At 69.2% G+C, this 20060-nt stretch carries 17 protein-coding genes; 2 read left to right on the top strand and 15 right to left on the bottom strand.

Going from position 1 to position 20060, the window contains the following annotated elements:
- Window positions 1-31 precede the first annotated feature (31 nt).
- The 7 genes from ACFFQA_RS05320 to ACFFQA_RS05290 all read right to left on the bottom strand — a co-directional run bounded on the left by ACFFQA_RS05320 (window position 32) and on the right by ACFFQA_RS05290 (window position 7032).
- The gene (locus ACFFQA_RS05320; RefSeq protein ID WP_377850482.1) at window positions 32-793 is read right to left on the bottom strand and encodes a thioesterase II family protein; all 762 of its coding nucleotides are present in this window, start codon (window positions 791-793) and stop codon (window positions 32-34) included.
- A gap of 12 nt (window positions 794-805) precedes the next feature.
- On the bottom strand, window positions 806-2977 hold the full coding sequence (locus ACFFQA_RS05315) for an AfsR/SARP family transcriptional regulator (protein ID WP_377850481.1): 2172 nt from the start codon (window positions 2975-2977) through the stop codon (window positions 806-808).
- 393 nt (window positions 2978-3370) lie between these two features.
- Complete coding sequence (locus tag ACFFQA_RS05310; protein ID WP_377850480.1) at window positions 3371-3544, bottom strand: hypothetical protein; 174 nt, start codon at window positions 3542-3544, stop codon at window positions 3371-3373.
- A 268-nt stretch (window positions 3545-3812) separates the two neighbouring features.
- Complete coding sequence (locus tag ACFFQA_RS05305; protein WP_377850479.1) at window positions 3813-4232, bottom strand: ASCH domain-containing protein; 420 nt, start codon at window positions 4230-4232, stop codon at window positions 3813-3815.
- Between the two features lie 10 nt (window positions 4233-4242).
- A complete protein-coding gene (locus tag ACFFQA_RS05300; RefSeq protein WP_377850478.1) occupies window positions 4243-5238 on the bottom strand; it encodes a Fic family protein in 996 nt (331 codons plus the stop codon).
- Between the two features lie 108 nt (window positions 5239-5346).
- Window positions 5347-6261 carry a ribonuclease Z gene (locus ACFFQA_RS05295; RefSeq protein WP_377850477.1) on the bottom strand — a complete coding sequence of 305 codons (915 nt, stop codon included), beginning with the start codon at window positions 6259-6261 and terminating at the stop codon, window positions 5347-5349.
- Between the two features lie 21 nt (window positions 6262-6282).
- A complete protein-coding gene (locus ACFFQA_RS05290; protein WP_377850476.1) occupies window positions 6283-7032 on the bottom strand; it encodes a serine protease in 750 nt (249 codons plus the stop codon).
- 190 nt (window positions 7033-7222) lie between these two features.
- Between ACFFQA_RS05290 and ACFFQA_RS05285 the strand changes: the two genes are divergently transcribed.
- Window positions 7223-7597, top strand: coding sequence for a hypothetical protein (locus ACFFQA_RS05285; RefSeq protein WP_377850475.1), 375 nt, complete (start codon window positions 7223-7225; stop codon window positions 7595-7597).
- Between the two features lie 7 nt (window positions 7598-7604).
- Here ACFFQA_RS05285 and ACFFQA_RS05280 read toward each other — a convergent pair whose 3' ends face one another.
- From ACFFQA_RS05280 to ACFFQA_RS05255, 6 genes are read right to left on the bottom strand one after another with little or no spacing between them, the layout of a single operon-like run.
- Entirely contained in the window at window positions 7605-7823 is a 219-nt protein-coding gene (locus ACFFQA_RS05280) for a helix-turn-helix transcriptional regulator (RefSeq protein ID WP_377850474.1), read from the bottom strand.
- Between the two features lie 45 nt (window positions 7824-7868).
- Window positions 7869-9029 (bottom strand): L-rhamnose isomerase, encoded by a 1161-nt coding sequence (rhaI, locus tag ACFFQA_RS05275; protein ID WP_377850473.1) that lies wholly within the window; start codon window positions 9027-9029, stop codon window positions 7869-7871.
- Between the two features lie 8 nt (window positions 9030-9037).
- The gene (rhaS, locus tag ACFFQA_RS05270; protein ID WP_377850472.1) at window positions 9038-10108 is read right to left on the bottom strand and encodes a rhamnose ABC transporter substrate-binding protein; all 1071 of its coding nucleotides are present in this window, start codon (window positions 10106-10108) and stop codon (window positions 9038-9040) included.
- Window positions 10105-11061, bottom strand: coding sequence for an ABC transporter permease (locus ACFFQA_RS05265; RefSeq protein WP_377850471.1), 957 nt, complete (start codon window positions 11059-11061; stop codon window positions 10105-10107). The genes rhaS and ACFFQA_RS05265 overlap by 4 nt, the downstream gene beginning before the upstream one ends.
- Window positions 11054-12055 (bottom strand): ABC transporter permease, encoded by a 1002-nt coding sequence (locus tag ACFFQA_RS05260; RefSeq protein ID WP_377850470.1) that lies wholly within the window; start codon window positions 12053-12055, stop codon window positions 11054-11056. Before ACFFQA_RS05260 ends, ACFFQA_RS05265 begins: the two co-directional genes overlap by 8 nt.
- Entirely contained in the window at window positions 12052-13551 is a 1500-nt protein-coding gene (locus ACFFQA_RS05255; protein WP_377850469.1) for a sugar ABC transporter ATP-binding protein, read from the bottom strand. The genes ACFFQA_RS05260 and ACFFQA_RS05255 overlap by 4 nt, the downstream gene beginning before the upstream one ends.
- Window positions 13552-14160: 609 nt before the next feature.
- Between ACFFQA_RS05255 and ACFFQA_RS05250 the strand changes: the two genes are divergently transcribed.
- On the top strand, window positions 14161-15429 hold the full coding sequence (locus ACFFQA_RS05250) for an HNH endonuclease signature motif containing protein (protein ID WP_377850468.1): 1269 nt from the start codon (window positions 14161-14163) through the stop codon (window positions 15427-15429).
- A 383-nt stretch (window positions 15430-15812) separates the two neighbouring features.
- Here ACFFQA_RS05250 and ACFFQA_RS05245 read toward each other — a convergent pair whose 3' ends face one another.
- The gene (locus ACFFQA_RS05245; protein WP_377850467.1) at window positions 15813-18938 is read right to left on the bottom strand and encodes a family 78 glycoside hydrolase catalytic domain; all 3126 of its coding nucleotides are present in this window, start codon (window positions 18936-18938) and stop codon (window positions 15813-15815) included.
- Window positions 18939-19036: 98 nt separating this feature from the next.
- Window positions 19037-20050, bottom strand: a complete 1014-nt coding sequence (gene ligD / locus ACFFQA_RS05240) for a non-homologous end-joining DNA ligase (RefSeq protein ID WP_377850466.1) — start codon at window positions 20048-20050, stop codon at window positions 19037-19039.
- Window positions 20051-20060: the final 10 nt, after the last annotated feature.

The following is a 20060-nucleotide window of genomic DNA, read 5'->3' as shown; positions in this document are numbered from 1 at the left end:
AGAACCGGTTTTTCGTCTCGTTATCGCGGAATCAGGCGTGCGCGGGGGCCAGCAGCGCCGAGATCTCCCGGAGCAGAGCGGTCTCGTGCTCGGCGAGGTAGAAGTGACCGCCGGGGAAGCTGCGCTGCGCGTAACCGCCGGTGGTCCGCTCCGCCCACGCCCGGACGTCCTCGGGGCGCGCGTCCTCATCCTGCTCGCCGAAGAGGGCGACCACCGGGGCGTCAACGCGCCGCTGCGGGTCACAAGCGTAGGTCCGCACCAACGAGAAGTCGGCCAGGATCGCGGGAAGGACCAGCTCACGCAGCTCCGGGTCCTCGAACAGCTGCGCGTCGTATCCGCCGAGCCGCCGCACCTCCGCGATCACGGCCTCGGCCCCGGGGTCCTCTCCGCCCGGCTCGTGGCGGTGCGGCGCGACCTGCCCGGAGACCAGCAGCTGGTCGAGGGAGAAGCCGTGGTCCCGGTGGAGCCGCAGCGCCACCTCGTAGGCGACCCACGCGCCCATGCTGTGGCCGAAGAACACCATCGGCCTGTCCAGCAACGGTTTCACCGCGTCCGCGATCGCGTCGGCGAGCGGCTCCATCCGCGCGACGCAGTCCTCGACCACCCGGTCCTGCCTGCCGGGGTAGCGCACGCCGAGCACCTCGACGTCGGAGGGAAGCCCTTCGTGCCAGGACCGGAACGCGCTCGGCCCGCCGCCCGCGTGGGCGAAGCACACCAGCCGCGCCCTCGGCCGCGCCACCGGCCGGTAGCGCCGGAACCACGTCCTGGTCGCCTCGCCTTCTGCCGTGGTCATTCGTCCGTCCTCTCAGCTGGCCAGTTCACCCATGAGCTTGCTGATCAACCGCTTCTCCCTGGACCGCGGCCGGGAGGCCCCGCCCTCGGCGGACGCGAGCTCCAGGACCGGGCTGAGCGGCATCGGCCTGTCGTTGACCAGCAGCCGCCACGCGGCGGTCGCCAGGTCCAGCGCCAGCAGCACCAGGCCCATCCGCAGGGTCTGCTCGACGGCCGCGACGACCGAAGCCCGCTCGGACTCGAACCACGACGCGGGGTCGGAGATCAGCTCGCGCGGATCGACGCGGCGGGGGAGGTGCGAGCGCACTTCGGCACCCTCTTCCTGGTCCAGCGCCGCGTTCGCCAGGGCGAGCCAGGTGCCGAACGCACGCTGGCACGCGTCGTCGCGCTCGTCCACGCTCTCCTCAAGCATCGCCTTCTCCCGTGCGTGGCACCGGAAGAGCGACTGGAAGTGGTACCGCATGGTGCCGTCGGCCGCCGTGGCGACCTCCAGCAGCTGCGCGTCGACCAGCTCCTCCATCAGCGACTCGGCCTCCACCAGCCCGCTGTCGAGCACGGCTGCGCCGACCCACGCGGCGAAGTCCGGAACGTCGAGCAGGCCGAGCCGCCGGTACAGCACCGCGGCGGACGGCGACAACCGGCGGTAGCTGGACTCGAAGCTCGCCCGCACTCCGCGCCCGCCGGGGCTGAGCTCGTCCATCCGCCGCTCGTCGTCCTCAAGCAGCCGCACGAGGTGCGCCAGGCTCCAGTGCGGCTTGGCCGCGAGGCGGGCGGCGGAGACGCGCAGCGCCAACGGCAGCCCGCCGCACAGCTCCGCGAGCCGCCCGGCCTCGCCCCGCTCGGCCTCGCCCCGCCGCGCGGTCACCGCGCCCAGCAGCTCGGCCGACTCGCCCCGGCTGAGCCCGGTCAGGCGCAGGCGAAGCGCGCCGTGCCCGCCGAGCAGCTCGCCGAGCTGGTCCCGCCCGGTGACCAGCACGACGTTGTCCCCCGCGCCCGGCAGCAACGGGCGAACCTGCGTGCAGGACGCCGCGTTGTCCAGCACGACCAACATCCGCCTGCCGTCGAGCAGGCTGCGGAACAGCGCCGAGCGCTCACCGAGGTCGGCGGGGATCATCGCGTCCGCGACCCCGAGCGCGCGCAGGAAACCCGCGAGGACCTCACCCGGTTGCGCCTGCTCGTTGTCCTGGTCGTAGCCGTGCAGGTCGACGAAGAGCTGACCGTCAGGGAAGCGTTCGGCGACGCTGCGCGCCCAGCGCAGCGCGAGCTCGGTCTTGCCGACGCCAGCGGCCCCGGTGACGAACCCGACGGAGAGCCCGCGGCAGGAGACCAGGCTGTCCAATGCGGACAGCTCGACGGCGCGCCCGGTGAACTGCGCGACGCCCGTCGGCAGCTGCGCGGGCGCGGTGCGGGCCACCGGCTCCGGCCGGCCCTGCCGCACGGCGGGCGGCGTCAGCTCCGCGTCGTCGTTGAGGATCGCCCGCTGCAAGCTCTGCAGCACCGGTCCCGGCTCCATGCCGAACTCGTCGATGAACTGCCGCCTGCCGGTCCGGAAGGTCTCCAGCGCCTCGGCTCGCCTGCCCAAGCGGTACTGCGCCAGCATCAGGCAGGCGCGGGCCTGCTCCCGCAGCGGGTACTCGCGCACGAGCGCGGTCAGCTCGCCGACCAGCTCGCGGTGCTGGCCCAGCTCCAGCCGCAGCGAGGTGCGCCGCTCGCAGACGCCGAGCCGCAGCTCCTCCAGCCGCGCGGCCTCGGACTCCACCACGCGGCCGGAGACCCCGGCCAGCACCCGGCCGCGCCAGAGTTCGAGCGCCTCGCGCATCCCCTCCTCGGCCTGCTCGACGAGGCCCTGCCGCGCGGCGAGCTCGGCGGCGGCGATGCCCCGCTCGAACTGCACGACGTCGATCAGGTGCTCGTCGGCGAGCAGCTTGTAGCCGGGCGAGCTGGTGATGATCACGTCATCGGTGCAGCCCGCCGCCTTGAACGCCTTGCGCAGACCGGCAACGCAGATGGCGATCTGGGTGCGTCCGGTCGCGGGCGGCGCGCCCTCCCAGACGGCGTCGACGAGGCTGTCGACCGAGACGACCCGGCCTGGCGAGAGCAGCAGCATGGCCAGCACGGTGCGCTGCCGCTGGCCGCAGACCGGCACGACGGCCTCACCCGCCCGGACCTCCAGCGGTCCGAGCATGCTGAATACGAAACGGGTGCCCATTGAACCCCCAGATTCCAGGGAAACCCATACAAGATGTGAACGATGGTGACGACGCCACGCGTGAGCACACATGACCACAACAGGAGGCAACAGGCGCCGGATCCTCCATCCCCACTCGTCCGGAGTAAACCTGCCACCCTCTGTTCACGACCTCGCCGCGATACCGCTTTGCGACAACGCCATAAAGCTTCTGAGCCCTATCGATATCACACCTTCGGACGCGAAACTTCAGCCTTCCGCAACATTCAAAATCCCACGGACATCCACGAAGCTGCATCGCCTGGCCGCCGATGGACCCACGCCCGCGCTGCCCCGTCCAGCGCAGCGCCTCCCCTCGGACGGAGCAGTCCGGGCGTTCGATACTTCGATCTAGATCGAATCCTCCAAGAGTCTCTGAATGGCGGTGACCCGCCCGTTGATCTCGGCCATCTCCTCGCGGAGCCTGGCATGGGCCACCGCCTGCCGCTCCGCGAGCCTGCGGCTCTCCGCAAGCGCCTCGTCCCCGCGCCGCCACGCGCTGAGCACGCGCCCGATGACCCACACAACGCCTCCTCCGACGACAGCGGCGACAACGACTCGCCTTGTCCCACCGCTCACGGCCACCCTGCCGTCCCTCAGTCCAGGCCGAACCCCGTACCAGGGCGACGCTAGCCCGGAGCATTTTCATATAGATATCGGCATTTGGCTGCGATCCAGACGGGCATGTGCTTCGCCGCCGCGAGAACGGATAGGCGACCGATAACGGATCGAAAAGAGGACCTGATAAAAGGACCACGCCCGAAGACGGAGGCTCCTCCGATATCAAGCGGGCTCAGAACACGACGACGAGCCGAAAGCGCTCGGCGACGGCGAGGGTGGCGTCGTCCACGGTGAACCCGGGATCGGCGAGGGCGGCCCGCATCGCCTCGCCGTGCCAGAACGACTCGTGCCCCTGCCGCCACTCGGCGACCGACGTGTACCCCTCGCCCTCGTCCACCGCGTGGGCCAGGTCGACCTCCCCGACCGGCAGGACGCGGACCTCGACGGTCTCGATGACCGCCACCGGACGGCCGTCGGAGTCCACGACGGTCCACCGGGCGCCGACGACGGGCAGCTCCTCACCACCGCGCTCGTACTCGACCAGCAAACCGGTGGTGGCGGTCTTCGCTCCGCTGAGCACGGCCGCCACCAGCTGGTCGCGCAGCGGCCCGGGGAAGGCGAACTCGACAACGGGCGGCAGCTCGGTGCTCATCGGCGCCCCCTCAGCGGCGGTACTTCGCTTCCCGGTACTCCTGAACCCACTTCTTACTGGAACGCCACACACCGTCATCCCCCTTGACCGCACGGAGGCGACCACGGACAGCTGCCGTCCGCAGTGCATTGCCCGAGATCTCCTCGGTCGCGAGCGCGGCGAGCGGGACCAGCTTGACCGGCCCCGCCACCGCGGGGATGACGAAGCGGTACAGGTTGTCCGTGACGCTGCGCGCGATCAGCTCACCGAGCGGACCACGTTCCCCCTTGTCCGCCTTGCGCATGGCACGGAGGTACTTGTCCCTGTCGCGCTTGTAGATGATCGCGGGCGGGTAGCCAAGACGACCGAGCAAGAGGTTGAGCACCAACCTGCCGACCCGTCCGTTTCCATCCAGGAAAGGATGGATCACCTCGAAGGAGTTGTGCACTCCGGCCAGCGCCTCAGGAAGTGGCTCCTCGCCGGTGTCACGAAGAGCGTTCGCCTCGTCCAACCAACCCCGCATGCGATGGTCGACATCGGTCCACGGCGGCGGCTTCATCCCCCCTGGGAAAGCGGCGATCTCATGCCTGCGAAAGCTTCCCGGCCCCTCACCCTGACCCGCGTGTGGATGCGGGTCGACTGTCCACACAGGAGCCATGCAGAGGTGGTGGACGTGTCGGACTTCCTGAGCGGTTATCAGTTCCCCGGTCTGCCAGTCACCGGGGTCAAGCGCCTGTCCGTAGACCCAGTGCGCAGCGTCGCCGTACCCGCGAACCTCCATGTAGTCGCGCAGTGGCTTGGCACCGACGGCCCGCTCCTCCTCAAGAAGCCTCTCGACTTCGCGGAGCACGAGCGTGTTTCCTTCGAGCGCGGTGCTGTTGTGCGCCTCCTGGTGCCAGATGCTGGACCAGATGTCCTCCGCCTCGGCGGGGAGCGGAAGGCCACCGAGCCTGCTCCGCAACTCAGCGACGGCTTCCTCCAGCCGCTGGTAGACAGCGGCGCGGGTCGGCCGACCTGGCCCCCTCATGCACACCCCCGAATTTGTTTGGTCTCCTCCCAACTAACCGTACCGAACACTTTATCCCGGAGTTTGTTTGGGTTGCCGCCAACAAACTGCTCCATACAAGTTCGGTGCTCATCGGCGCTTGGGGACCGGGACCGTGGTCAGGTCGGCGGCGACGACGATCTCCCCGCCGAACACCGCGGCGGCCTCGTCGTGGAAGGGCTGGGGGTCGGGGTAGCGCTGCGAGAAGTGGGTCAGCACCAGGGTGCGCACCCCGCACTCCGCGGCGACCTTCGCGGCCTGCCCTGCGGTGAGGTGGCCGACCTGCCTGGCGAGCGCGGCCTCCGGCTCCAGGAAGGTCGACTCGATCACGAGCATGTCCACCCCGTCGGCGAGCGCGAACACGCCGTCGCAGAGCCGGGTGTCCATGACGAAGGCGAAGCTCTGGCCGGGACGGGGTTCGCTGACGTCGGTGAGCGCCACCCGCCGACCGTCCACGGTGACCGCTCCGTCGCGCTGCACGGCGCGCACGAGCGGCCCGGAGACCCCAAGAGCGGCAAGGCGATCGGGCAGCATCCGAACGCCGTCGTGCTCGGTGAGCCGGTAGCCGAAGGACTCGACGGGATGCTCCAGCCGCCGCGCGTGCAGGGTCCAGGAGTCCCCCGTCGCGATCGGCCCCTCCGCCTCGACCGGCTCCTCGCGCAGGTCCGCGATCTCGTGGAAGACCGTCGCGTAGCGCAGCCGCCGGAAGTACTCCTGCCCCGACGCCGGGTAGTGCGCGCGCACCGGGTGCGGCACCCGGTCCAACGACAGCCGCTGCACGATGCCAGGAACCCCGAGGCAGTGGTCGCCGTGGAAGTGCGTCAGGCAGATCCGGGTGATCTCACTCGCCGCGACGCCTGCGAAGAGCATCTGCCGCTGGCAGCCCTCCCCCGGGTCGAACAGCAGGCCCTCGCCGTCCCACCGCAGCAGGTAGCCGTTCTGGGCGCGCCTGCGGGTCGGCACCTGGCTGGCGGTTCCCAGCACGACGAGCTCTCGGTTGGACACGCGGCGACGATAGATCACCCGTCAGCCCAGCTGCTGCTGAATAAGCGGCTGGTAGGCGGCGACCCTGGCATAGACCCCCGGTTTGCCGGGCGCGCCGCAGCCCTCGCCCCACGAGACCACTCCGATCAGCTTGTCCCCCACCACGAGCGGCCCGCCGGAGTCGCCCTGGCACGCGTCCGCCCCACCCTGCGGACGCCCGGCGCACACCATCTTCAGCGGGTCGTAGGACTGGTAGGCCGACTTGCACGTCGTGTCGTCGACGACGGGAACCGAGACGGTGAGCAGCACCGGCGACACCGGGCCCGCCTCGAAGATCCGCCCCCAGCCGAAGACGGTGGCCGGCAGGCCGGGCCAGTACGCGAGGACGTCCTTCGGCGCGGCGAGGGACAGCGGCAGGACGAAGGCGGGTTCGGCGAGGGTGAGCACGGCGACGTCGTCGCCTTCGGTCACCGTGCGGAAGCCCGGGTGCGCCCACGCCGTGGCGACCTTGATCGTGCGGCCCGTCGTGCTGGTGGTGTTCGTGCGCCCCTGCACGATCTTGAGGTCCGCAGGTCGCCTCCTGCCCACGCAGTGCGCGGCCGTGAGCACCTTCAGCGGGGCGACGAGCGTCCCGCCGCAGTACAGCGTTCCGTTGACGTCGAGAACCCCGACGAGCCAGGGGTAGGACTCCGCGGAGGCCGGGACGCCGCCGACGATGTCGGGCTGGGCGGGAGGCGGCGTCGGCGCGGCGAGGGTGAGCACCGTGAGCAGCAGACCGGCGATTCGACGCATGGCGACCTCCTCGGCTCCTCGTTCGCATCGGCACCGTGCGGCGGCGGCAAACCCTCCGCGCGGGAGAACGACTCGAACGAGCGAGCCCGCGGGACGACACGGTGACTCGCTGTTTTCCGCACGTCCTTGTGATTCGCCCGTTGAGCGGCGACACTTCGGCTCAGGCCCCTACGACCCAGACAGGTGCGGCATGCCGTTGTCCTCCGCCGTCCGCCAGCGCTGCCGGGCTTTCCTGCCCCCGAACGAGGCGTTGCACTACCTGTTCCCCGCCATGGCGTCGGCCGACCGCTACGGCGGCTCCTTCGGGGTGATCGTCGCGGTGACCGAGCGCAAGGTGATCGTGCTCGCGTGCAGCCCGTTCAGCCACGACCGGCCCGAGTCGGTGTGGGCGGAGCACCCGAGGGCGACCGAGCTCGGCCCGGTGGACTCCGGCGCGGGCCCGACGATCACGCTGGGCGACCTGGTGATGGAGTTCGACGACGAGTACGTCTCGGTGGTCTGCGCCGCCGACGCGGAGCTGTCCGGCGACTACGCCATGCCGCCGGACCCGCTGCCGGACCTCTGAGCCGCCGTCACAGCAACCGCCGCCGCGCCGCCCACACCACGGCCTCGATCGGCGTGGACACGCCGAGGTGGTCGCAGATGGCCCTGGTCCGCCTGCGCACCGTCCGGCCGGACAGCTCCATCCGCCGCCCGACGGACTCGATCGGCAGGCCGCTGGCCAGCAACCGCAACAGCACCAGGTCCTCGTAGCCCAGGAGCGTCTCCCGCTCGTCGGTGGTCACCGTCATGTCCGTGCCTCCAGCCTCTTGTCGGTCCTGTGTGGACGATTGAGGTCACGCGCCCCAGCTCATCCCGCCCTGGCCGCGTTCGGCCTCGATCCGTTGCTGGTAGCCGCTCTCGCGGTAGGCCGCGACCGGGTCCGGGTGGCGCCCCATCTCCTCCCGCAGCGCGCCGAGCAGCGGCCGCACGTCGGTGTTGAAGGCGTCGGTGACCACCGCGTTCGCCGCGAGCAGGTCGCCATCGGCCTGTGCGCTCGCGAGCGCGGCCCGGTCGACGAGCAGCGCCTTCGCGGTGGCCTCCTGCACGTTCATCACCGACCGGATCATCGCGGGCACGCTCGGCTCCAGGTTGTGGCACTGGTCGAGCATGAGCTCGACGCCGCCACCGGGTTCCAGCCCACCACCGCCGATGATCTCGTGCATGATCCGGAACAGCTGGAAGGGGTCGGCGGCGCCCACCATCAGGTCGTCGTCGGCGTAGTTGCGGCTGTTGAAGTGGAAACCGCCGAGCCGCCCCTCGCGCAACAGCACGGCGACGATGAACTCGATGTTGGTGCCGGGTGCGTGGTGACCGGTGTCCACGAGCACCTGCGCGCGTTCGCCGATCCGCAGGCACTGCGCGAACGAGGTGCCCCAGTCCGGAACGTCCATCGTGTAGAAGTGCGGCTCGAAGAGCTTGTACTCCAACAACAGGCGCATGTCCCGCGGCATCGCGTCATGGACCTCGGTCAGCGCCTCGGTGATCCGGTCCTGCCGCGCGCGGATGTCGTCCTGGCCGGCGTAGTTCGTGCCGTCGGCCAACCACACCGAGAGCACCTTGGAGCCGGTCGCGACACCGATCTCCACGCACTCCAGCAGGTGGTCGATCGCCTTGCGGCGCACCCCGGGGTCAGGGGCGCACACGCTGCCGTAGCGGTACTCGTCATCCTGGAAGACGTTGGGGTTGATAGCTCCGAGCGCGATCCCGCGGTCCGCGGCGTAGCGCCGCAGCTCAGCGAAGTCCGGCACGCGGTCCCACGGGATGTGCAGCGCGAGGCTGGGCGCGACACCGGTCAGCTCGTGCACCTTGGCCGCGTCGTCGATCTTCTCCTGCGGGGTGCGCGGCACACCCTCCCTCGGGAAGACCTTGAACCGCGTCCCGGAGTTGCCGTACGCCCACGACGGGGTCTCGATCCGTTGCGCCCGAAGGACTCGCGCCGCCTGTGCGGAGAACATCGCTTCTCCTAGAAGTCGAACTTGTCGACGTTGTCCTTGGTGAACACGGTCGGCGGGCCGAGAACCACCTCACCGGACTTGCCGATCGTGTACTTGCCCAGGGTTCCCGCGGTGAAGCCCTGCCCCTCCGCACCGGTGATCTGCCCCGACACGAGCGCCGCCGCCGCGAAGGTCGCCAGGTAGCCGAGCTTGGCGGGCTCCCACAGCGCGAACGCCTTCACGGTGTCGTCCTTGACGTAGGCGCGCATCTGGTTCGGGGTACCGAGCCCGGTCAGCGCGACCTTTCCCTTGTACTCCGAGGAACTGAGGTAGCGGCCCGCGGCGGCGAGCCCGACGGTGGTCGGTGAGACGATGCCCTTGAGGTTGGGGTGCGCCTGCAACAGCGCCTGCGTCTTCTGGAACGACACCTGGTCGTCGTCGTTGCCGTAGGCGATCTCGACGAGCTTCAGCCCGGAGTACCGCGGCTTGGCCAGCTCCTGCTTCATCACCCCGATCCACGTGTTCTGGTTCGTGGCGTTCGCCGTGGCCGACAGGATGGCGAACTCACCGGAACCGCCGACCGCCTGCGACAGCAGTTCGACCTGCTTCACCGCGATCTCGCTGGAGTCGACCTGGTTGACGAAGACATCCCTGGCGTCCGCCGCGACGTCGGAGTCCAGCGTGACGACCTTCATCCCCTGTGCCCGCGCGGCCTTCAGCGCCGGGGCCACCGCGTTCTGGTCGTTGGCGGCCAGCACGAGCGCGTCCTGTCGCTGCTGAGCGGCGGTGTTGATGTAGGTCACCTGCGACGAGGCGCTGGCGTCGGAGGGGCCGGTCGCCTTGAAGTCGGCCTGGATCTCGCCCGAAGCCTGCTGGACCCCGTTGCGCACCACGGTGAAGTACGGGTTGTTGATCTGCTTCGGCAGGTAGGTCACCTTCAACCCGGTCCTGAGCTTGGCGTTGGGATCGGCGGTCGCCGAACCGCCCTGCTGGTTCTGTTGTGCCCCAGCACTGTCCTTTGTGGTCCCACCACACGCGGTGAGCGCGAGAGCGGAGCACAGTGCCAGTGCCAGAACCGCGACGCCGCGGTTTCGCTTCATGGGTCACGCCTTCCTGTCGCTACCCGCGCCACGACCGACGGCGCGAGCACACCGATCAGCAGCAGCACACCGGTGACGATGGTCAGGGTCTCGGTGGACACGTCATCGAGGATGAGCACGTTGCGCAGAGCACCCAGCAGCAGCACACCGGCGATGACCCCGCCGAGCGTGCCCTTGCCTCCGAAGATCGACACCCCGCCCAGCAGGACGGCGGCGACGACGGCGAGCTCCAGTCCGGTCCCGTTGTCCGCACGGGCGCTGGAGAACCGCAGTGTGTAGACGATCCCGGCGAGTGCGGCGACGGCGCCGGTGATCACGAACAGCACGAACTTGGTCCGCTTCACCCGGATACCGGAGAAGCGCGCCGCCTCGGTGTTCGCACCGATGGCGAACGTGGCTCTGCCGAACGGGGTCGCGTGCAGCAGCACCGCGAACGCCAAGGCAAGAACGAGGAACAGCGCAGTCGGATAAGGCAACCAGGTTCCGGGGACCGGTGTCGTCCCGAACTGCGTGTAGCTCGCGGGGAAGTCAGCGACGGCGGTATCCCCGAGCAACACCAGAGCCAAGCCGCGGTACAACGCGAGGGTGCCGATGGTGACGGCGAGCGACGGCAACCCGAGATAGGTGACCAGCGCGCCGTTGACCGCACCGCACGCGGCTCCCACGACGACCACGACCGGCAGGATGGTCTCCAGCGGCAGTCCCGCGTTCCACAACGTTCCCATCAGCGCGCTGGACAGACCGAGCACGGACGCGACCGACAGGTCGATCTCCCCGGACACGACCACCAGCGTCAGCGGCAAGGCGATGAGTGCGATCTCGCCGACGTCCAGGCCGAGGTAGAACAGGTTCTGTCCACTGAGGAACGTCTCGCCGCCGCCGACCGCGACCACGATCAGCAGGAAGACCAGCGCGGTCTCCCACCGCAGCAACCCGCGCAGACGCTCACCCATCATGACCACCTCGCGCGGTGCCGCGCCGCAGTGCCGCGGCGAGTCTGAGCGACACGATCCGGTCCACGGTGATCGCGGCGAGCAGCAACGCCCCGGTGATGGCCTGCTGCCAGAACGCGGGAACCCCCATCACCGCGAGGGAACTGGAGATCGTGCTGAGCAGCAACGCGCCCAGCGCCGCGCCGACCACCGTGCCCGACCCACCGAAGATCGCGACTCCGCCGACGACAACGGCCGCGACGACCTGGAGCTCCAGCCCGGTCCCGGCGGCGGCGTCCACAGTGCCGTAGCGGGTGGTCCACAACGCCCCGGCGAGTCCGGCGACCGCCCCGGAGACCGCGAACGCCCCGAAGATCCTCCTACCCACGGGGATACCCGCGAGCACGGCGGCACCGGGATTGGAGCCGATCGCGTACAACTCCCGCCCGGACCGGTAGGAACGCAGGTAGTACGCGGCGACCAGCACCGCGAGCAGCGTGATCAACACCAGGTTCGGCACACCGAGCACCCGACCGCCGCCGAAGCCGAGCAGCTCCGGTGGCAGGTCACCGGCGTTGACCTGGTTCCCTTGCGCCACAAGGTAGTCAAGCCCGCGGAACACATAGAGCGTGCCCAGCGTGACCACCAGGCTGGGCACCTTGCCGAGTGACACGATCGCCCCGTTGAGCACCCCGCACCCGAGCCCGACCAGCGCACCGGCGAGCAAGGCCACCACAACGGGAACACCGTGGTTGGCCGCCGCCAGCTCGGCGGTGAGGAACGCGGAAAGTCCAAGCACCGACCCCACGGACAGGTCCACGTTCCACGTGATCACCACGACGGTCTGCCCAACGGCGAGCAACGCGATGATCGAGGCGTTCAGGAGCAGGTCCCGCACGTTCTGCGCCTCGACGAAACGCGGGTTGGCCAACGCGGTCGCGGCGACGACGAGCAACAGCACCAACGCGATGCCCAGTTCCCGCACGCGCCCCACCCTGGCCACCAGCCCGGTCATGACCGCACCGCCCGCCCGGTCGCGGCCAGCGCGACAGCCTCCTCGGTGGCGTCCTCTTTGGACAGCTCTGCGGCGATCCGCCCCTCGTGCATGACCAGCACCCGGTCGGCCATGCCCAGCACCTCGGGCAGCTCGGACGAGATCAGCAGCACCGCGACCCCCTCGGCGGCCAGCTCGGAGAGCAGCCGGTGCACCTCGGCCTTCGCCCCGACGTCGATGCCCCTCGTCGGCTCATCGACGATCAGGACGGAAGGGTTGCGCGACAACCACTTCGCCAGCACCACCTTCTGCTGGTTGCCGCCGGAGAGCACACCGACCGGATCGGAGAGCCGCGCGAACTTCACCCGCAGCTTGACGGCCCAGTCCGCCGCGAGCGCCCGCTCGTCGCGGCGGCGGAGGACACCACCCCGGCTCAACGCGCCCAACGAGGCCAACCCCACGTTGCCCTCGATCGACCCGCTCATCACCAGTCCCTGCTGCCGCCGGTCCTCCGGCACGAACCCGATCCCGGCCGCCATGGCAGAGGTGGGCGACCCACCGCGCAAGGGCCTGCCGTCGACGCGCACCTCTCCCGCGTCCAGCCGGTCGATGCCGAACACCGCGCGCGCGACCTCGCTGCGACCGGCGCCGACGAGCCCGGCCAAGGCCACGATCTCCCCCGCCCGCAGTTCGAAGGACACATCGGTGAACACGCCTTCCCTGGTGAGCCTGCGGGCTTCGAGCACGACCCGGCCAGGAACGGTGTCCTGCTTGGGAAAGAGGGCGGAAAGCTCACGACCGACCATGCGGCGCACCATGTCCTCTGGCGTCGCACCGGCCAACGGTCCCGACCACACGAGCTCCCCATCGCGAAGCACGGTGGCGTGGTCGCAAAGCTCGAAGACCTCGTCGAGACGGTGCGAGACGAACAGCACGGCGACGTCCTGCTCCAGCAACGCGCGAGCGACCCCGAAGAGCCTGGCGACCTCCACCGGCGACAACGCCGCAGTGGGCTCGTCCATCACGATCACCCTGGCGTCGAAGGACAGCGCCTTGGCGATCTCGACCACCTGCTGATCCGCGATGGACAAGCCCTTGGCGGGCCGACGCGGGTCCAGCCGCACCCCGAGGCGCTCGAAGAGCGCCGCGGTGGCCGCGTGCATGGCCTTCGTGTCGATACGCCGACCGGCGCGCAGCGGCTGCCGCCCCATGAAGACGTTCTCGGCGAGGGAAAGATCGTCGAAGAGCGTCGGCTCCTGGTAGATCACGGCGACCCCGGCGGCACGGGCGTCGGCCGGATCGGCGAACGGCCGCGGCGAGCCGTCCACCAGCACCTCGCCGGAGTCGGGCCGGAACACCCCGGCGAGCACCTTGATCAGCGTCGACTTCCCGGCCCCGTTCTCCCCGAGCACCGCGTGGGCCGAGCCCGGAACAAGATCGAGCGAAACCCCGGACAGCGCCCGGACCGCGCCGAAGCCCTTGGCGACGTCGCGCACCGAAAGCACCGCAGGTCGCACCGGATCTCCTCGCGTAAATGAAACCTTTCAATCACGTTTCAGCAGCTAGTTTCCGCACGTTGCAGCGCCGAGTCAAGGATCCTGCCGAACGTTCAAACGAGCAGAGCAACGGAGCGCCGATAAGACGAACGGTCGGTGTACGCGAGCTGGCCCAACGCGCGGGGCCCTCACTCGACACCGACTCGAACGTCCTCAACGCCCAGACCGCACGGCTCCCCGAACCCGTGACCGCGACGGCGAGGCCGAACGTCGTCCGCAACGAGTCGCCCCTCCGCGCGGGCACACGTCGGCCTCGTTCTTCACCAAGGTCGCCCGAGATTCGGCCATCCCCCTCACCAGCGACGCCCCGACCTCGACTACGCGACACTGAGTTCGCCACGGCAGCCTCGGAACCAGCGATCGAGAAATCCCTTTCCCCGCAAGGACACCGGCACCAGCGAGCGCTCGTCACACTGGAGCCGCAAGTCCAGCCACACCGCGTCACTTCACCTGAATGGGGAGTGCCGCGTCTTCGATTTCCCTTTCACCCCAACGGTTTCACCCGCTCGTGCTTTGCTGTCGATCATGTGTTCGAGTTCAATGGAGTGTGACGAAAGGAGGTGATTCCCCTTGGACACCCACGACTACATCGATCACTTGTCGGAGCACCTCGCCACCGGCCGCTCCCACCAGATGCCCGAGACCGAGATCCTGCCGATGCTGCAGGCCCTGGAAAAGGTCTCCCGGCTGATCACGGCCGTCTCCCACGAGTTAGCGACCCAGGCCGAGCAGCGCAGCCTGCACGTGCAACACGGCTGCCGCGACATCGCCGCCCTCCTGCGCGGCGCGCTCAACCTCACCCCGCACGAAGCCCGCCGACGCGGCCGCCTCGTCCACGAACTCCCCACCCTCCCCTCGACGCAGCAGGCGTTACGGGAGGGGGCGATCACCCTCGACCACGCCCTGGCGGTCTCCGACGTCCTCCGCGCCCTCCCCGCGACGCTCCCGGTCGAGGTCACCGACGACGCCGAGAAAGTCCTGGCCGAGCAGGCCCGCTTCCTCAACCACAAAGAACTCCAGAAAGCCGGAAAACACCTCCGCGCCGTCCTCGACCAAGACGGGACTCTCGCCGAGGAGAACGAAGGCATCGCCAAACGCTTCCTGCGCGTCTCCCAGGACGCCCGGGGCTGGGTGCACCTCAGCGGCTGTCTGGACCCCGAGGGTGGCGAGGCGTTCCGGACCGCCATCCACGCGTTGTCCAAACCCCAACCCGCCGACGACGATGTGGACCTGCGCTCGACCGACCAACGCCAAGCCGACGCCCTGGTCGCGTTGACCACACAGGCCCTGCAAGCAGGTGAGCTGCCCAAGGTCGGCGGGGAACGCCCGCACATCAGCGTCACCATCGACTACGCCGACCTCCGCGACGGCCTCTCCAGCGGCTGGGCCTCCTGGGGCGGACCCATGACGGCGAAGACGATCCGGCGGATGGCCTGCGACGCCAAGATCATCCCCGTGGTGCTGGACACCATGGGCATCCCCCTCGACGTCGGCCAAGCGCAGCGCACCGTCACCGGACCCCTCCGCACAGCCCTGGCCGTGCGGGACAAAGGGTGCGCGTTCCCCGGGTGCACGATGCCCGCCGCGTGGGCGGACGCCCACCACGTGATCCACTGGTCAGAAGGTGGCCCGACGGCCCTGTGCAACACGGTGTTGTTGTGTCGGCATCACCACACGGTGATCCACGACGGGGACTGGGAGATCGAGTTCGACAACGGGTTGCCGGTGTTCATCCCACCCTCCTGGGTTGATCCCACGCGACAACCCCGGCGCAACATCCGCACCGCGTGGCAGACGATGCTGCCGACCGGCGGTGGTCGGTACGAGAACCCTGGGTAGTGGGCTGGCGGGTACCGGATCGCTCTCCCGCACGTAAGTGCCGTCGTCCTCGACGGGTGACCACGGCTGCCCACCGTTGGGTTCCCAGGTGGGTTGACCTGCCGGGGCTGAGTTCAAAGATCGGTTTTCTTGAGAACGTAACGGGTTGCTGGGAGGACGGGAGGATGCTCAACGGGCTTCGGACGTCAGGGGCACGCAACGGTAGCTGGGGCAGGAACCCCGCCCGAACCCATGCTCAGCGCGCTGGAAGGACGGGGAACACCCCAACGAAACCCCTCGCCCAGCAACGCCCGAACGACACCCCTCACCCAACAACGCCAGCCCCAACGCCCCCTCCACAACGTCCGACCGAACCCCCTCACACCGCAATGCCCAACCCACCACTACTCGACGAACTGCCACTTCCCATGCCCCACAACATGAACACCGCCACCGGGAACGTGAACCTCAGCGGTGGCACCAACGGGAACGACGACCTCAACCCGCACCCGCCGATCAATCCGGGACCACCCCACGAAAACCCTCCCCCGCACGGTCTCAATCGAAGTCTGAGCCCAGTCGAGATCGACCTGCATGTCGGGCTTCACCACAAACCGCTCGTAGCCACCATCGAGCGGCCGCAACCCGGCGACGTTCTCGTAGAGCCACTGCGTCACGGTTCCCTGGAAATAGTGGTCACGCGAGCGCGAGTCGGCGTGCCACATCTCCCACATGGTGTCCGCGCCTTCACGCACCCAGTATCCCCAACTCGGGTAGGTGTGTTGCACAGCAAGCGCATTGGCCACGTCCGGATACCCGTGCGCGGTCAGCACGGGCAGGAGCACACTCGTCCCCAGCGTCCCGGTGTTGAGGTGATCACCTCGCGCTCGGATGTCGGCGACCAGACTGTCCACAACGGACTTGACGGCTCCGGGCGGAACCATGCCGAACGCCAACGGGACCGCGTTCGACGTCTGCCGGTACCCCTTGTCCTTGGCCGCCCGGTAGTGCCCGTCACGCAGGAAGGTCTCATTCATCTTGTCCTTCGCCGCGCTGGCCACACCACGGTAGCGAGCGGCCGTCTCCTTGTGTCCCAGGAGTTCTCCCAGCTCCGCGACCGCGAGCAACGCGCGGTAGAAGAACGCGGTCGCGGTGATCCTGGTGTCCTCGTCCGGAACCCCGCCGGGCGCGTCCGGCGCGAGGTAGTCGCCGAGCGCGGTCTCCACCAGGCCGTTGACCATCCGGGCGATCTCCCAGTCCATGTAGCGCACCAGGACCGGCCAGCAGTCCGCCGCCAACCGCGAGTCGCCGTACCAGCGGTACATTTCCCGCACCAGGAAGGGAAAAACGGTCGTCCACTCCGGGGACGGAGCCAGCTCCCGGTAGCCCCATCCTCCGCTCGGCACGATCACCGGCAGCTGGCCCGCCGCGTTCTGGCTGTCCACGAGGTCGCCGATCCACTTGGTGAAGAACCTCTGCATCCCGAACGCGTAGGCCATCGTCGGCGCGCCGACCTGGGCGTCGCCGGTCCAGCCGTTCTTCTCGTACATCGGCGTGTCCGTCGGGATGCTGTGCAGGTTGTTCAGGATCGTCCGGCGCATCATGCGGTCGAGCTGCTCGAAGTAGGGCTTCGAGCAGCGGAAGGTGCTGACCTCCGGCACATCGCTGTGCACCAGGCGGCCGCGCACCTCCACCGGGCGCGCTCCGGTGATCTGGACGTAGCGGAAACCCTTGTAGGAGAAGCGCGGTTCCCAGGTCTCGGTACCTCGGCCGGAACAGATGTACTCGTCCTGCTGGTGCCGGGGAACCTGGACGTGCCCGTTCTCGAAGCGGACGCTGCCGTCGGCGTTCAACCGCTCGCCGTGCACCAGGGTGATCTTCGTTCCGGCTGCCGCGCGCACGGTGATCCTGGTCCAGCCGGCCATGGTGCGGCCCATGTCGACCACGTGCACACCGGGCTTCAGCTCGCTCACCCGAGTTGGCGTGATCGTGTCGACCACACGGATCGGTTCGTTCGGCTGGGCGCGCAGTCGCCCCTTCGGGGCAGCCACCACGCTCACCGGCTTCCACTCGCTCGGCGTGACGCGGGCGTCGTAGGTTTCCCCGGAGTACAAGGAGTTCGTGACCGTCGGCCCGTCCGCGACAAGCCAGGACTGATCGGTGGCGATCGTCGTCGCCGAGCCGTCCGGGTGGTCGACGACGAGCTTCGCCAGCAACCGGGGCTCGCCGCGCCACTTCGGCCGGTGCCATCCCCACACGTTCGGCGTTGTCATGCCGTAGAACCCTCGGCCGAGGGTCACGTCGATGGTGTTCTTCCCCCGGCGCAGCGAAGCTCCGACGTCATGCACCGCATACAGGACGGTCTTGTCGTAGTCGGTGAATCCCGGATCAAGCACCTGGTTGCCGACCTTCGAGCCGTTGAGCTGCGCGTCGTAGTACGCAAGACCGGCGATGTAGAGCCGAGCGCGGACAACGGGCTTGGACACGCTGAACTCGCGCCTCAGCACGGGAGCGGGCCGCTCAGGCGTAGCGACAGAGACGTTGTTCCCCCACAACCCTCCGCCGTACGGCGCGAGCACGATTGCCGATTCCCAAGTGCTGTCGTCGAAGCCCGTTGTCTCCCAACCACTTTGCTCTGTAGCACTGACTCGCCAACCCGAACCGGTCACGAACTCGGTGCGCGAACCGTCGGTGAAGGACACCACCAGCTTCACCAGCAGTCCGCCAGGATTCCCTTGCCCGGTGCCACGATTGTTCATCACCGAGGCCAACACGACGCGCGGGCCCGTGACCGCTTCGGTCACCACTGCGGCACGTGCGGTCTTCCACCCATCGGTCTGCTGCGGAGTCGAGAGAACCTGCACACCGCCGACGTACAGGGTGAAATCGTCGTCGGCCGTAGCGACCACAACAGCGCGGGCGATCTCCTTGCCAACTGGCAGAGCCACTGCTCCCCGGAACCAGAACCGCCCTGCGGGAGCGCTGTTGGTCGTCCAGCCGGGAGCTCCGACCCACGATGCACCGTCCACAGTGGGCAGTGGCTCCGGAGTCACGGTGCCGATCCACGAAGCACCCCACGACTCGCCGAGCAACGCGGTCTCCCACCAGGCGTCCCCGCTCCACGACGTGGCCACACCGTTGCCGTCCCACACCCGGACGCGCCAGTAGTACCTGGTCCGCGACCGCAGGGCGGGGCCTTCGTACCCAACACCGACCGAGCTCGACGAGGCGATCCGGTTCGAGTCCCACACGACGTTTCGTCCGCCCGGCGCGGTGCTCACGACGACCTGGTAGGCGGTCTGCCGCGTGCCGTTGCCCTCCGCGCTCAGCACCCAGCCGAACCGTGGTTTCGCGACGTCGCAGCCGAGCAGGTCCTCGGCGTACTCAACCGTCAGACGGTCGATCCGGAGCGGCGACGAACCACCGGGCTGCGGGGCACCAGCGGCTGTGCCGGACAGGGGCAAGGCAAGCGCACCCGCGCCGATCGCCGACGTGACCAGGAACTCGCGACGGTTGACACCACTGGACATTGGAGGCTCCCCGAGTCGGTTCGCCTCACCGTAGGGAGAACGCTCGCCCCTGCCCCACCGATGTGTCCGTTTGTGGCCAGAGCAGGACAACGAACAGGTCAGTCCTCCGCGCGGGCCTTCGACGGCTGCACTCGCTTCGGCTCCCCCGGCATCTTGGGGTAGTCCGGCGGATAGGGCATCTCTCCCTGGCCTCGTCGCGCGTCGCGGTCGTACCACTCCAGCGCCGTCTCGATCCCGAACGACTCCGCGTCGATCGACGCGTGCGCGTCTCCCCGCGAAGCCAGGAGCCCCGGAACCGTGAGGACGTCGAAGTCATTGGGGTCCACAGTGGACAGGTCGTCCCACGTCAGCGGCATCGAGACCGTCGCGCGCGGTGTGCCGCGCACCGACCACGCCGAGGCGACCGTGCGGTCGCGGGCCGCCTGGTTGTAGTCGAGGAACACGCGCTCCCCGCGTTCCTCCTTCCACCACGACACCGTCGCGAGCGAGGGCATCCGGCGCTCCACCTCGCGGGCGATCGCGATCACCGCGTGCCGCACCGCGATGAAGTCCCACTCCGGGCGGATCCGCACCAGCACGTGGATGCCACGCCCGCCCGAGGTCTTCGGGTAGCCGGTCAGGCCCGCGTCGGCCAGCACCTCGCGCAGCACGCCCGCCACCCGGACCGCGTCGGCGAAGTCCGTGCCCGGCTGGGGGTCGAGGTCGATGCGCAGCTCGTCCGGGTGGTCGACGGCGGGCCTGCGGACCGGCCACGGGTGGAAGTCGAAGGTGCCAAGGTTGGCCGCCCACACGATCACCGCGGGCTCGGTGGGACAGATCTCCTCGGCGGCGCGACCGGACGGGAAGGTGATCCGCACCGGCTCCACCCAGTCCGGCGCGCCCTTCGGCACCCGCTTCGCGTAGAAGAACTCGCCGGTCACGCCGTCCAGATAACGCTTGAGCGTGGTCGGCCGGTCGCGCAGCACCTTCAGCAGCGGGTCGGCCACGGCGAGGTAGTACTCCGCGACCTGGCGCTTGGTGATCCCGCGCTCGGGAAAGTAGATCTTGTCCGGGCTGGACACCCGCACCGCTCGCTCGCCTACCCGCACTTCCCAGGGCTGTTGCTTGGCCACCGGGCGATCG

The organism is Allokutzneria oryzae (assembly GCF_042429765.1).
Classification (GTDB): domain Bacteria; phylum Actinomycetota; class Actinomycetes; order Mycobacteriales; family Pseudonocardiaceae; genus Allokutzneria; species Allokutzneria oryzae.
This window is presented reverse-complemented; position numbering and strand designations above follow the sequence as displayed.